The following is a 14,521-nucleotide window of genomic DNA, read 5'->3' as shown; positions in this document are numbered from 1 at the left end:
TATCATATAAGTGAGGAAAATTAAATACTTAGCTGAACAATTAAACCTAAATATTTTATGCGTAACACATTAAACCAACACGGTATTGATAACTTTTATGTAAAGCATGATGCTAGAAGTAAAACAGGGTTTAGTTGCCAATATCGAGATCCTAGGTTTGGTAATAAGCTTTTTACGAACATAAAACAATTTCGCAGTCTGGGCAGTGATATTAATCTAGCTAAAAATATAGCGATGCAGCTTAATGCATCGATTATTCCCTTAATTGCTGATGAAAAAGTAAAATCGATTCTTAACACCAAGAAAAGTAACAAAAACATTAAACTGAGTTCATGGCTCAGTCAATACACAGCTATACAAGAAGAAAAACTGAAATCAGGTGCTTTAAAACCGAATACTTGGAAAGTTCGCCGCGGATTAATTAACCGAATTAATAAAGCACATGGTAAATATAAGCTTGAAACCATCAACACTAAGTTAGTTAAAGCATTTTTGGATACTTACATAAAAGAAGGTAAAGTGCGTTCAGCGCAAGCTGTACGGAGTGTGTATATCGACATATTTACAGAAGCTGCACAAGCTGGCGAAGTGGAATCTATGTTTAACCCAGCAAAAACAACTAAAAAGCCAGTTGCTAAAGTCACAAAATCTCGTTTATCACTATCGCAATTTGAGCAAATCTCAGCTCAATTTGATTACGAGCCGTTCAAATTAGCGAGTCTTTTAGCTCTAGTAACCGCGCAGCGAAGAACTGACCTATGCCTTCTAAGAAAATTTAAAGGTAGCGATTGGGAGGAGCGTCTCAATAAATATAAAGAAAACCCAAATCACTTTATCGATACCAGCGATGCTGGCGACTCATTTCAAAAATTAGTTAAATTTGCTCCCTACTCCTATATCGAAAACGACTATTTATATGTTTTTCAATTAAAAACTGGCAAGCTTTTAAAAATACCTTTAGCTCTTAAGTTAAACGTAATTGATCAATCAATACATGATGTCATTAAATTAACGCATCACAATATTAAAAGTGACTTTGTGTTACATCACACAGCCTGTAGAAGTAAAGCTAAAATAGGTGATGCAGTAAGCCCTATTCTTTTAACTCGTCATTTTAAAAATGCCCGCGATAAAACAGGTATTAAATGGACCTGCACACCTGCAAGCTTTCATGAAATAAGATCTTTATCTGAGCGGTTATACCGTGAGCAAGGCATAGATACACGCCTACTATGCGGCCATAGCGAACAAAAAATGACAGACGCTTACAACGACTTACGCGGCTCAGATTGGCAAATAGTCAAAATATAGCGCCTTCTGAAAGAACAAAAACATCATATTGCTGCAAGCAAAATGCAATAAAAGCGCATCAGCATGATGCCAACAAGCGCGTAATTTTAGTTGTCAGCATGACAAATCAAATGAAGCCAACGCGCTATCTACAGCTGGTCTGTAGTACCCGCATTTTCGTTTTGCCTTCAGCAAAATTCGCTAAGAGTTTGTAAAACTCGAAAGCGAACCAAGGCTTTCGTTAGAAAGCAGCACGTTAATAGTGGCTAAACGTTTTGTAAAAACAGCCACAATTAAAAACGGGCGGAAAGGCGGGTACTACAGAGCGTAGCTCGGTAGATAGCGCGAGCACTTTAAGCGCCCAGTGCGGAGCACGCAGAGTCATTGCTTTGCGTAGCAAAACCCAGCAATGACGAGTGGTTAAAGTGCTTATAGTTGAGTTGCAACGCAATGAGACTATTAGCCGAAGGCTATTTTCATCACACAGTGATTATGAGAATTATATCGAGCCTAATTTTGTAGTAACTAGCAATGAATATTGCTAGTTGGTGTGTTTGACTGCTACTTTCAAGTATTGAATAATCAAAATTCAACATGGTGTAAAAGGATTTTATGATGAAGATGATTTTTGTTGATGCCGAAAATATTGGCCTTAAAGAGCTTGAAAAAGTAAACGCCACAATTATTGATAAAGTGTTTGTTTTCTCAAAGGTTGAAAGCATTAAACGCGTATGCGAACAGCAACTATTTTTGTGCTTATCAGATTACCCGAGTTCGTCTAATCAAGCTGATTTTTACATCATCGCTTACTTATCGCGTATTCTCGCCTCAATACCAAAATCACACGTTAAAAACGTTGAATTTTGTTTATACACGAATGACACAAGCCTGATTGATGCGTTTGAGTTTCAGTGTGCATTATTTGGCGCAAAGACAAGCATCATAAAGACTAAAGACGACACTGTTGTGCCTATTCAACCAAAAACACATGTCGAGCTTGTGTTTGAGGCATTACATCAACCAAGGCCCTTAAACGATAAATTACAAAAGCAATTAGGGTTAACTAAAGCTGAGTTTTGTCGCGCTATTACCTCGTTAAACAAAGCAAATAAAATCATTCGCTCACCCAGCAATAAAAAGCATTGGGTGCAAAAAACGGCTTAATCAAAGTTTTTGCTATTTGTAATCATTGCATAAGATAAATTCACCGAAGTACAGGCGACGAACAACTGGTGCGCGCATAATTTATAAGCCAGCGCTGTTCGATATATGGATTGTTTGCCAGAGGTGTTGAGATCCGAAGAGTGCACTCACATTTTATTTTGATTAAGAGTTAAAACCATGAATACGAGCTAATAATTTCTAAAAGCGGGTATATTGACGAATGTACCCGCTTCTATTTTGTATTTTCTTAAATTTAGTGCGATGAACATCGCTATTTTGCATGCGTTAAATCTAAGTAATTACTCCATTAATAAAATGAGTAATTAAATATGAAAAATCCTACAAACAATTTTAATCGCTACCTCTCTGTCGATATGTTTTATCGCCCTGGTGCAAACAACCTTGTTACTGGCTTAAATCGCCGAAAGCTTACCGCTATAATTGCCGTTAGGTTCGGTATTATCTCGCCAACACTCGTTAGCAGGTTATATCAAACCAGTAGGCATCATGCACTTGAGCATTTAAATAAACTCGTAAAAGAAGGTTTATTACTGCTTGTTAAAACCCACCGTTCGAACGATGGCCGTATTTATGTACCTACCTATTCTGCTGCAAAATATACGGAGCAGTTAACGGGCATTCAAACTTATTTTCGCTCTAAAACTAACCCGCAACTCTCCTTTAACCACAACACCGTAATGCATGATTTAATTAATGCATTTGTGTTAATGAGGGGTATTCACAACTGGCAAACAGATGAAAGCTACTCCCCTTTTTGGCAAGGATTTGTGACTGAAAAAGAGTTTAAACACATTACCAATAAAGACGTGCGTAACATTGATGGGCTGGTGCAAGAGTCTGATGGTGCGTTCGTTGCCATCGAAGTTGAACACTCATTTAAAAACAAAACTACCCGCCGCCAAATCCTGCTTAAATACTTAAGTGCGATAAAAGCGGGTTATTACAGCAAGGTGTTTTTAGTATCGCATTCGCTCGACATATTAAATGATGCAAAACGTCTTAATAACCAAATAATTGATGAATTAACCTCTGCCAGCCAAAGTAAGTATAAAAAAGACTATTTAAGTGATGAAGATGCTGCGCTTTTACAAACTAATATCATCTATCGTACTAAGTTCTGTAATGAGATAAATGAGTTGTTTTATCAATAAACCACATCGATATCATTACTAAAAATCATCACGTAAAAAAGCCCACGTTTGTGGGCTAGTATTTAAAATTAGTCTGGCTTTTTTGTTAGTTTTACTAATAAACCCGTTATATAAATCAGTATTGATAACTCAATAAGCTCCCAGTTATTTAGCGGGAAATTATTATGCAAAGTGATTACATCAAATACGCTTAACATACCCAGTAAACACCCGAATAATCCCAGAAAGCGTGTAATGCGATAGAGCTCATCCAATAAATAGTTTTGTAATTTACTCATCTGGATTTAACCTCATATCGAGTACATACAGCGCTAATGCCAGCGTATACAAACAAAGTGATACCAACACAGCATCTTTTAAATAAATGACCCGCAAGTCGTTATTTAAATCGCCTAACGCACCAACGATTATGACAAGGTCGCCTGCAACTTTGAATGCTTTAGCAAATATCCCTGCTAATTCAGTTAGTTTCTGTTTAATTAAACCTTTCATGCAATCTCCTATTGTTATGTCTTGCATTAACAACTAGGGTTGCCATGGGGTAAAAATAAGAAAACAGGCTCAAATGAGCCTGTTTTCAGGTGTCCTAATCATTGAACTCTGTCAATATCCATCGTTATTACAAACTCATTTTAGAGTTTACAAAAACAGGCCAAAAGCTACTTCAGCCTCCTTCTGAGTAAGTTTCGCTGTAGCTAGCGAGGTGACATTTTTAAGGTTGATGAACGAGATTTGATATCTAAAATATCAATAGTAGTGGCTTACATATTTAAATAGGACGATGCAAAGAGAACTAACTGTTTAACAAACGTATTAAACTGCTAAATAAGTTATTTAATGGCTTGCGCTGTAGCTCGCCATCACATTTAGGGCACTCATCCAAAAAATAGTCGTTTGGCACAACATCACTTTTGGGGGCGATAATTTTATGCCAATTACATTGAGTACAACTTAACTTTACTGGGTTAGGTCGAAATGCCATGTTATCTCCAAATAAAAACGGTGAATGTCATTAAATTAACATTCACCGTTTAAATGTGGGGTTTGCAAGCTTGTGATTAAAACATTGATCGGATAGCAATGCTGCAAGCGATACTCATGCTCATTGTATGTTCTATGTCCGTTCCCCCGTCATGAGCTGGTGAAACAATTTGGCGAAGTATAGTATTTATATCTTTTGTAACTCAGGCTAAAGCATCAGTTATTATATCGTCAACTAATTGTTTCATCGTTGTTTTGATTCTAAGTACTTTAACTCCCAATGAAGCTAAATCTTTCAACACTCCAAAATATTCACCATTGTCCATTTTCTCTTCGATTTTATCGAAATTTGCTTGAAGTTTTTCATCAAAATTATCAAATGCTGATTGAAGGGAGGAATCAATTTTTTCTTGCATTTCATATCCATCAATAACACCTAAATCATCTAGAAAATCTAAAATAGGTGACAACTGTTCAAAACTAGAATTAATTGTATCTGTATCACATAGTTCATCAAAGTCTAGGTCATCAATTTTACTCAAATTAAAAGCACTTAATTCAGATTTATCTATCCCTTTATGCAATTCATCTCGAAGGTTCATGAAGGTTTCATTCATTCTATATATCGAGTTTCCTAAAGCTCTTCGTGTAAAAATTGAGTTAAATTGACCAATAAAGTGATTAAGAACTTAGTCTCGCCCATATTGTTTTGAGTGGCCACCTCTTTTTTTACAGCGATCGAGCATACTTCTATCGGCGAAAAGATACTTAGTATTTTTTTCATTTCTAACAACTGATTTTTATCAGCGTTATCTGAATTAGTAAATACCACTGTCACAGGTAAGTTATGTTTTTTAGAAAACTTTATAATTATGTCTTCTTCGAAAGGCTCTATACGTGAACTAGCCGCATTTACAATGTAGAAAACCCCGTGTAATTGATTTTCTATTACATCATTTTTATCATGCTTACTTTCTACGAAAGTATCTATTTCACTTTGCCATTTTGAAATATTATCGGCCTCCATTCCTACAGTATCAAAAACATTTAGCATGTATTTTTCATGAAAAAAATGATGACTCTCGAGATTGTTTTCCCAACCTGTAACAGGTTGTAATTAGAATGTTTTAAATACATAAATTCGATTTGAATCTTATGAACACAATGCCAAGGTAAAATATTAAATATATTACATACATCCACCGCAGCTACCACAACGCCAGTCAGCTTTATCTACCGCTTGATAAAACCAGCGACAATGAGCTTCATCACAGGGGATCTTATGTTTAAAGAATACCTTAGAAAGCCAATCGAGATTAGCGAGAATCCAATCGTCTTCTTCCAATCCTTCAGAAAACTCAGGGTCATTATCAAAAATGGGGTCATATACACCATATGTCCCCATATCATTTACTTTTTGTTTTTCCGGCAATGCAATTGGCAAACCTTTATAGCTTATTTGCCAGTGACCCAAACATAAGGTATGGCCTTCAGCACTCCATTTCGCAATAAACGGGTTCATCAAGTCGCTAACGTTTTATATTGTTTCATCGCCGACAGCACAGGATTGCACGGCTTGAACTTCAGGGCGATTTTCTCGTGTAGTTGCTTTTAAATTATATAATCTATCAATATGCTCAGCACTATTCACGCTGACATTAAGGTTTTTCAAACGACCATCACAAATGCTATAGATCATACCGTGAATACTCACATCTTGTTGACGCTGCCAAGCATGTAATAGAATTTTGCTTTTTGACAGGTTTTTTACTTGTTCAATCACATTAAGCTCACAAAGACGGTTGATACGTTGCTCACGAAAACGCAAACGTTCAACTTCTTCTCGATGTTGTGTATATACATCTTTAATAGAACGGAGCCAATTATCAACAAGTCCATGTTCTTGGTCGTCCATTGCTGCTTGAACACCACCACAACCATAGTGCCCAGTAACTATGATATGTTTTACTTTCAAAACTTCAACCGCGTATTGCACCACTGACATGCAGTTGTAATCCATATTGTGCACCAGATTGGCAATATTGCGATGGACAAATAGCTCACCGGGTTTCAAACCGACTATTTGGTTAGCAGGTACGCGAGAATCTGCACAACCAATCCATAAATATTCGGGTGTTTGTTGCGAAGCTAAATCATGGAAAAACTCCGGATTATCTGCAGTACAATTACTCACCCATTGTTCATTATTTGTAAATAATTTATCTAACCCATACATAAATAACTCTCTTTATTGCACAAGGGGTGAGTTTTGCTGATCAAAAGCAAAACCATCGATTGTCGCCTCACCTATCAAAATCTGAATGTATTGGGCAATTGCTTTATGTTCTACTTTGTTATTCAGGTACGTTTCTATCTCCTTTGCGACCAAATCGTAGGGTAATTGCTTACCGTCGACTTTGCGTCTGACAAAGACAATATGATGACCAAACCGTGATTCAACCGGGTAGTTAATTAGCCCCTCAGATGCCGCAAAAATGGCCTTTTCAAACTCAGCTACAGTTTGACCACTGCTAATTTGCCCTAAGTTACCGCTGGTTTCCTTGGATGGACAAGCAGAATACTGACGTGCCAAATAAGCAAATTGGTCTGGTTGCTGCACGAGTTGTTCAATAAGCTGTTGCGCTAATTGTTTGGAATGCTCGCGACCTTCCAAATCTTCGGGTGCACTGGCTATTAAAATATGGTCTACCTCGAGTAATGGGGCACTGATAAACTTTGTTTTATTCTGTTGATAAAAATGTTCGCACTCTGCTTTGCTTGCTTTAGGAATATCAACTTCTTTTTCAATAAGTAGGCTTAATAGCGCATCATCCGCTTGCGCTTCATTTGAAAAACGTGCCATATCGATAGTTAGATTAAGATCAGCTGCACGTTGTTTCAATAATTGTCCAATGATTAAGGATTCAGTGGCTTTAATCATGGCTTCACGGCGTGATTCTGCAGGGTGATATTGCATTTCAGCATCGATTTGAGCGGGCGAGATAACGATGTCATTTACCGTTACACTCGGGGTATTTGTTAAACTCATTACAGACCTTTATGTGTATCAAATTGCCTCGGAAAAAGGCGACCAGACTGCGGCCGCCCTGGACTACCGGAAAAGGGTTATATTGTTTCTTTCGTTACTTGTTCGCTTTGCTTTTCTCTTACAACTTGATAGTTGCGGCGGAAATAACGAACAGGTACGCTCCAAACATGAACTAATCGGCTAAATGGGAACATTGCAATTAATGTCATGCCCAAAAAGATATGTAGCTTATAAATAAAGCCCACTGGTGCAATATAAGCGGCAGCTTCAGTAATATCGAAAGTTACAATATTTTGTGCCCAACCCATCATCAGTAACATTTCACTGCCATCTAAATGTGAGAACGAGAACAAAATACTAATCAAACCCAAAACAAGCTGAACTAAAATAGTCAATAGAATTACAATGTCCATGGTGCTGCTAGTTGCGCGAATGCGCGGATTATTTAAACGACGTTTAACAAGTATTAATAAGCCGTATAAACAAATTAAGCCAAAAAAACCACCCACAGACATCGCAACAACTTGTTTAAACGCTGCACTAATACCCAACACATCCCAAACTTGGTGTGGTGTTAATAAACCCACCGCATGACCAAGCAATATCATAATAATGCCGATATGAAAGGCGCGAGAACCACGTTTAAGCTCTTTGCTTTCGAGTAATTGACTCGAACCTGTTTTCCAAGTGTATTGCTCTTTGTCATAACGCACTAAACTACCTAACACAAATATAGCCAGTGCAATGAAAGGGTAAATACCAAACAACAAGGTGTTAATGTATTCCATACTGTTTCCCCTTAATGAAGTGGTTGCGATGGGCGCGCGTTAGGCGCGGCATCGACAAAATTAATTGGTAAATCTTGATCCCGACGTTGACTTTCAGAAGGGCGATTCGCATTACTTGGGCAGCCGCCATTGACCGCATCACCACCAAAACTAATCGCTTCTTCTTCCCAGACTTTATCGAGTGCTTCTTTGGTGTCGTCACGTTTTTCGTTTTCGATTTGGGTTTCGACCTCAGTAAGATCAATGTCGATCTCTGCGATATCCAATAGTGCCAACATCAAGTTCGCATAGTTGCTCTCTCGTTTTTTGAGGCGTGCCGCCAGTAACGCAATAATGTGCGCCACATCTTGCAACCAATGTTTTGCATTATCAGAGCCTTGCGTTGAAGCAAACTCAAGATATAAGGGGATATAATCGGGTAATTCCCTTACCCCTATTTCTAAACCCGCTGCTTTATATTGGTTCTGCAAGTCAATCATCGCTTGACCACGGTCACGGCTTTCGCCATGTACGTGTTCAAACAATAACAATGACAATGAGCGACCGCGTTCAAATAAGCCGTCGTAATCAGACTGCCAATCGAGAATATCTGATCCACAACGTGCCTCGATAAAATCAATTAACAATGTTTTTGCGTTTTCACTGAGGTGTTCTGCTGTTGTAACAGTATCAATCATAGAACCCTTATGCAGTGGTAAATCATCTGCTGGGTAATCCAGTAAATACGAAATGAGTTTTAAAATTTTCATAACTTAATCCTGTACTTCTACTGGTATAACTTGACGTACAGCTTGTTTTTTACCACCAAACATATTGCCGTCGTTATTACCTGTGCTACAGCCATTACCAAAACTAAAGCCACAGCTATTTTTCATATCATAGGCATCCGCAGCATACGCCTTATGGCTCGTTGGAATTACAAAACGATCTTCATAATTTGCCAATGCCATAATCTGATACATATCCTGTACCTGATGCTCTGTTAATCCCACTTGCTTTAAAACCTCGAGATCAAGCTCGCCATCAACCTGCTCTGAACGTTTAAAAGCGCGCATTGCCAGCATCCGTTCTAACGCTTTTATCACTGGTTTTTCATCACCGGCGGTTAATAAGTTCGCTAAATATTTCACTGGAATGCGTAACGATTTCAGATCGGGGATCACACCGTTCATGCCCACTGTGCCACTTTCTGCTGCACTTTGAATTGGCGAAAGTGGTGGAATGTACCAAACCATTGGCAGTGTTCTGTATTCAGGGTGCAGCGGTAACGCCACTTTCCAGTCCATTGCCATTTTGTAAACGGGCGATTCAATCGCTGCATCTAACCACGCTTGTGGAATACCCTCTTGGCGCGCTGCTTGTTGTACCTCGGGATCATTTGGATCAAGGAATATATCGCATTGCGCTTGATATAAATCTTGTTCATTCGCCACTGATGCTGCTTCTTCAATGCGATCGGCATCGTAAAGCATCACACCAAGATAACGAATGCGTCCAACACAGGTTTCAGAGCACACAGTTGGCTGACCTGATTCAATACGTGGATAACAGAAGATACATTTTTCTGACTTACCTGTTTTCCAGTTGTAGTAGATTTTCTTGTATGGGCAACCCGATACACACATGCGCCAACCTCGGCACTTGTCTTGGTCAATTAGCACGATACCGTCTTCTTCACGCTTATAGATTGCACCACTTGGACACGATGCAACACATGCAGGGTTGATACAATGCTCACATAAACGAGGTAAGTACATCATAAAGGTCTTTTCAAATTGACCGTAGATATCTGCTTGAATTTGCTCAAAGTTTTTATCTTTACGACGTTCTTTAAATTCCGTACCTAAGATCTCTTCCCAGTTTGGGCCCCAATTGATCTTTTCCATACGCTGACCACTCACCAGTGAGCGCGGACGCGCTACTGGCTGGTGCTTACTTTCACCCGCTTTATGTAAATGTTGGTAATCAAAATCAAATGGTTCGTAGTAGTCATCAATTTCTGGCATGTCTGGGTTAGCAAAAATATTTGCTAAGATCCGACGTTTGCCCCCTTGGCGAGGCTCTATCTTGCCGTTAGTGTTTCGTTTCCAGCCACCGTTCCATTTTTCTTGGTTTTCCCATTCTTTTGGATAACCAATACCCGGCTTACTTTCTACGTTATTAAACCACGCGTACTCAACGCCTTCACGTGAAGTCCAAACGTTTTTACAAGTGATCGAACAAGTGTGGCAACCAATGCATTTATCAAGGTTTAGCACCATACCTATTTGCGCTCTTACTTTCATCTCATTGCCCCTTATTCGGTATCTAACCAATCTACTTTGTTCATCTTACGTACTACAACGAATTCATCGCGGTTACAGCCTACCGTACCGTAATAGTTAAAGCCGTAGGACTGCTGTGCATATCCACCAATCATATGGGTTGGTTTCATTACTGCACGGGTTACTGAGTTGTGAATACCACCACGAGTTTGCGTGGTTTCTGCCCCAGGCACATTCACAATACGCTCTTGTGCGTGATACATCATGCTCATACCTTCTGGTACGCGTTGAGACACCACCGCCCTTGCGGCTATTGCACCGTTAACATTAAATACTTCAATCCAATCATTATCTTTAATCTCTGCTTTTTCAGCGTCTATTTCAGATAACCAAACAATCGGACCACCTCGGCTCAGTGTTAACATCAGTAAGTTGTCTGAATAAGTACTGTGAATACCCCACTTTTGGTGTGGCGTAATCCAGTTCAGTGCAATTTCCTTATTACCATTAGGCTTTTGATTCATAATAGGTTGCACCGTTTTTAAGTTAATCGGTGGCTTATACACACACATGGTTTCACCAAAGTCGCGCATCCACTCATGATCTTGATAGAACTGCTGACGACCTGTTACTGTGCGCCAAGGAATAAGCTCATGCACATTGGTATAACCTGCGTTATACGACACGTGTTCATCTTCTAAACCAGACCAAGTAGGTGAAGAGATAATCTTGCGTGGTTGCGCTTGAATATCGCGGAAGCGAATTTTCTCTTCCTGCTTTGGTTTAGCTAAGTGGGTATGATCTTTACCTGTAAATTCACTTAACGCAGCCCATGCTTTCACCGCCACAGTCCCATTAGTTTCTGGTGCTAGTGATAGAATAACTTCAGCTGCATCAATCGCTGTTTCAATTTTAGGACGACCTTTATGCGCACCTTCTTCACGATGAACTTGGTTTAGTTTGCCTAGGAACTCGACTTCTTCATCGGTATTCCAACTAATGCCTTTGCCACCGTTGCCTTGTTGTTCAAGCAATGGACCGAGTGAGGTAAAGCGCTTATAGGTATTCGGATAATCGCGTTCTACTTCAATCATATTTGGCGCTGTCTTACCCGGTATAAGTTCACATTCTCCTTTCCACCATTTTTTCACACCAAACGGCTGTGCGATTTCGGCTGGAGTATCATGCAGTATTGGTAAGGTAACGATATCCGTTTCTTTTCCTAAATGACCTTCTGTCAATTCAGAGAATTTTTTCGCTACCCCTTTGAAAATATCCCAATCCGAACGCGCTTCCCACACTGGGTCAATCGCTTTTGATAATGGATGAATAAACGGGTGCATATCCGAAGTATTCATATCATCTTTTTCGTACCAAGTTGCGGTTGGTAGTACGATATCTGAATACAAACAGGTCGTAGACATACGGAAATCAAGAGTAACGAGTAAATCTAACTTGCCTTCAGCAGGTGTATCTTCCCATTTCACATCTTCCGGTTTAACACCCCCTTCTTCGCCCAAATCTTTACCCATTAAGCCATGTTTTGTACCTAATAAGTGACGCAGCATGTATTCATGGCCTTTACCTGATGAACCAAGTAGGTTTGAGCGCCAAATAAACATATTGCGAGGGAAGTTTTTAGGGTTTTCTGGCTCTTCACAAGCAAAGTTCAAACTGCCTTCGGTTAAACTTTTCACCACATAATCTTTTGGTGACATACCAACAGCTTGGGCTTCTTTACAAACTTTCAGCGGGTTTTTACCTAACTGTGGCGCCGATGGTAACCAACCCATACGCTCAGCACGCGTGTTGTAATCAATAATTGAGCCGGTCCATTTCTCTTTATTGGCAAGTGGCGATAACACTTCTTCCATGCGTAGTTTCTCGTAACGCCATTGGCTTGAGTGATTGTAGAAGAACGAAGTACCGTTCATATGACGCGGTGGTTTCTGCCAATCAAGCGCAAACGCTAACGGCTGCCAACCTGTTTGTGGACGCAATTTTTCTTGACCTACGTAGTGCGCCCAACCACCACCCGATTGACCTACACAACCACATAACATCAACATGTTAATTAGGCCGCGATAGTTCATATCCATGTGATACCAGTGATTTAACGCAGCCCCGACAATGATCATTGAACGGCCACGTGTTTTATCAGCAGTTTGCGCAAACTCACGGGCAATCTTAATTACGTCTTCACGCGGTACACCGGTGATTTGTTCCTGCCACGCTGGTGTATAAGGAATGTCATCATCATAAGTAAGCGCAACATTGGGATCATCATAATCGTTATCCACACCATAGTTTGCTACCGTTAAATCAAATACGGTGGTTACTAATACGCTTGAACCATCTGCTAGCGAAATGCGTTTAGCTGGTACTTTACGTTTTAATATTTCATCATGCTGGGTATTTTGGAAGTAACCAAACTCGTGTTCAGCGCCACCAAAATAGGGGAAGTTAACTTCAACAATTTCATCATGGCCAGACTTTAGACTGGTTTTAAGCTGTACTGATTCGCCTGATTTACCATCCAGTTGATCAATGTTCCACTTACCTTTTTCGCCCCAGCGATAACCCACAGAGCCCGTTGGCGATACCAGCTCACCATCCGTTTCGTTAATAGCAATGGTTTTCCACTCTGGGTTGTTATCTTGACCTAGGTTATCGGATAGATCAGACGCTCTTAAAAAACGACCTTGGCTTAAGCCATTTTCCGTTTCATCTAGCAAAACTAGCATTGGGAAGTCAGTATAACAGCGCACGTAGTCACTAAAGTACTCACTGTGCCCCTTAACATGGAACTCTTTTAAAATAACGTGAGCAAACGCCATCGCAAGTGCAGAGTCAGTGCCTTGCTTAGGTGCTAACCAATGATCCGTCAGTTTCGACAATTCAGAGTAATCTGATGTGATCGACACTACTTTAGTACCTTTATAACGTACTTCTGTTAAGAAGTGCGCGTCAGGCGTACGCGTTTGTGGCACATTTGAGCCCCACGCTAAGATGTAATTTGAGTTATACCAATCTGCCGACTCTGGTACGTCAGTTTGTTCGCCCCAGATTTGTGGTGATGCTGGCGGTAAATCACAGTACCAATCATAAAAACTTAAACAGTTACCACCGATAAGTGATAAGTAACGCGCACCGGCCGCGTAAGATACCATCGACATCGCTGGAATTGGTGAGAAGCCTGTAATACGATCCGGGCCATAGGTTTTTGCTGTATAAACATTCGCTGCCGCAATGATTTCATTAACTTCATTCCAATCAGCTCGAATAAACCCACCAAGACCACGTTGTTGTTTGTATTCTTTCGCTTTTTCTGGGTTTTCTACAATTGAAGCCCATGCGTCAACAGGGTCTTTGTGCTGCAACTTAGCGGCACGCCATAATTTGATTAAGCGTTTTCTAATTTTTGGGTGTTTTAAGCGATTGGCACTGTAAATATACCAAGAATAACTAGCCCCGCGAGGGCAACCTCTTGGCTCATGATTAGGCAGGTCGGGACGTGTTCTAGGGTAATCTGTTTGTTGTGTTTCCCATGTTACTAGCCCGTCTTTTACATAAATTTTCCAGCTACATGAACCTGTACAGTTTACACCGTGCGTTGAACGTACAATTTTGTCATGCTGCCAACGACGGCGATAACCATCTTCCCAGCTTCTATCTTCATTGGTGGTTACACCATGAGTATTGGAAAATGCATCTTTTTTTGTTTTAAAGAATTGCATTTTATCTAAAAAGTGACTCATTTTTCACTCCTACATTACTTTTCTTACGGCGTTATCGCTTGGTGACAGCAAGCAA

General features: G+C 39.8%; 15 protein-coding genes. 3 read left to right on the top strand and 12 right to left on the bottom strand.

Annotation, left to right across the window (positions count from 1 at the left end; translation table 11 throughout):
* Positions 1-57 precede the first annotated feature (57 nt).
* The 3 genes from AAEU29_RS10525 to AAEU29_RS10515 all read left to right on the top strand — a co-directional run bounded on the left by AAEU29_RS10525 (position 58) and on the right by AAEU29_RS10515 (position 3,626).
* Positions 58-1,311, top strand: coding sequence for a site-specific integrase (locus AAEU29_RS10525; protein ID WP_421973286.1), 1,254 nt, complete (start codon positions 58-60; stop codon positions 1,309-1,311).
* A 591-nt stretch (positions 1,312-1,902) separates the two neighbouring features.
* Positions 1,903-2,454 (top strand): hypothetical protein, encoded by a 552-nt coding sequence (locus AAEU29_RS10520; RefSeq protein WP_421973285.1) that lies wholly within the window; start codon positions 1,903-1,905, stop codon positions 2,452-2,454.
* Between the two features lie 329 nt (positions 2,455-2,783).
* On the top strand, positions 2,784-3,626 hold the full coding sequence (locus AAEU29_RS10515) for a hypothetical protein (protein ID WP_421973284.1): 843 nt from the start codon (positions 2,784-2,786) through the stop codon (positions 3,624-3,626).
* A 68-nt stretch (positions 3,627-3,694) separates the two neighbouring features.
* On the opposite strand, the gene AAEU29_RS10510 is transcribed toward AAEU29_RS10515, so the two are convergent.
* From AAEU29_RS10510 to AAEU29_RS10455, 12 genes are all read right to left on the bottom strand, one after another.
* Entirely contained in the window at positions 3,695-3,904 is a 210-nt protein-coding gene (locus AAEU29_RS10510; RefSeq protein WP_421973283.1) for a hypothetical protein, read from the bottom strand.
* A complete protein-coding gene (locus tag AAEU29_RS10505; RefSeq protein ID WP_421973282.1) occupies positions 3,897-4,118 on the bottom strand; it encodes a hypothetical protein in 222 nt (73 codons plus the stop codon). The genes AAEU29_RS10510 and AAEU29_RS10505 overlap by 8 nt, the downstream gene beginning before the upstream one ends.
* Before the next feature lie 301 nt (positions 4,119-4,419).
* On the bottom strand, positions 4,420-4,608 hold the full coding sequence (locus AAEU29_RS10500) for a hypothetical protein (RefSeq protein WP_421973281.1): 189 nt from the start codon (positions 4,606-4,608) through the stop codon (positions 4,420-4,422).
* 202 nt (positions 4,609-4,810) lie between these two features.
* Positions 4,811-5,209 carry a hypothetical protein gene (locus tag AAEU29_RS10495; RefSeq protein ID WP_421973280.1) on the bottom strand — a complete coding sequence of 133 codons (399 nt, stop codon included), beginning with the start codon at positions 5,207-5,209 and terminating at the stop codon, positions 4,811-4,813.
* 32 nt (positions 5,210-5,241) lie between these two features.
* On the bottom strand, positions 5,242-5,661 hold the full coding sequence (locus tag AAEU29_RS10490) for a hypothetical protein (RefSeq protein ID WP_421973279.1): 420 nt from the start codon (positions 5,659-5,661) through the stop codon (positions 5,242-5,244).
* Between the two features lie 135 nt (positions 5,662-5,796).
* Entirely contained in the window at positions 5,797-6,129 is a 333-nt protein-coding gene (locus AAEU29_RS10485) for a PM0253 family protein (RefSeq protein WP_421973278.1), read from the bottom strand.
* Between the two features lie 15 nt (positions 6,130-6,144).
* On the bottom strand, positions 6,145-6,843 hold the full coding sequence (gene can / locus AAEU29_RS10480; protein WP_421973277.1) for a carbonate dehydratase: 699 nt from the start codon (positions 6,841-6,843) through the stop codon (positions 6,145-6,147).
* A 12-nt stretch (positions 6,844-6,855) separates the two neighbouring features.
* Complete coding sequence (locus AAEU29_RS10475; RefSeq protein ID WP_421973276.1) at positions 6,856-7,656, bottom strand: peptidylprolyl isomerase; 801 nt, start codon at positions 7,654-7,656, stop codon at positions 6,856-6,858.
* A gap of 77 nt (positions 7,657-7,733) precedes the next feature.
* Entirely contained in the window at positions 7,734-8,444 is a 711-nt protein-coding gene (narI, locus tag AAEU29_RS10470) for a respiratory nitrate reductase subunit gamma (protein ID WP_421973275.1), read from the bottom strand.
* 11 nt (positions 8,445-8,455) lie between these two features.
* Positions 8,456-9,193, bottom strand: coding sequence for a nitrate reductase molybdenum cofactor assembly chaperone (narJ, locus tag AAEU29_RS10465; RefSeq protein WP_421973274.1), 738 nt, complete (start codon positions 9,191-9,193; stop codon positions 8,456-8,458).
* A 3-nt stretch (positions 9,194-9,196) separates the two neighbouring features.
* A complete protein-coding gene (gene narH, locus AAEU29_RS10460) occupies positions 9,197-10,729 on the bottom strand; it encodes a nitrate reductase subunit beta (RefSeq protein ID WP_421973273.1) in 1,533 nt (510 codons plus the stop codon).
* Positions 10,730-10,740: 11 nt separating this feature from the next.
* Entirely contained in the window at positions 10,741-14,466 is a 3,726-nt protein-coding gene (locus tag AAEU29_RS10455; RefSeq protein WP_421973272.1) for a nitrate reductase subunit alpha, read from the bottom strand.
* Positions 14,467-14,521: the final 55 nt, after the last annotated feature.

Source organism: Pseudoalteromonas aquimarina, from assembly GCF_049257255.1.
GTDB lineage: Bacteria > Pseudomonadota > Gammaproteobacteria > Enterobacterales > Alteromonadaceae > Pseudoalteromonas.
Note: the sequence above shows the minus strand (reverse complement) of the source record. Positions and strands in the feature narration are given on the sequence as shown.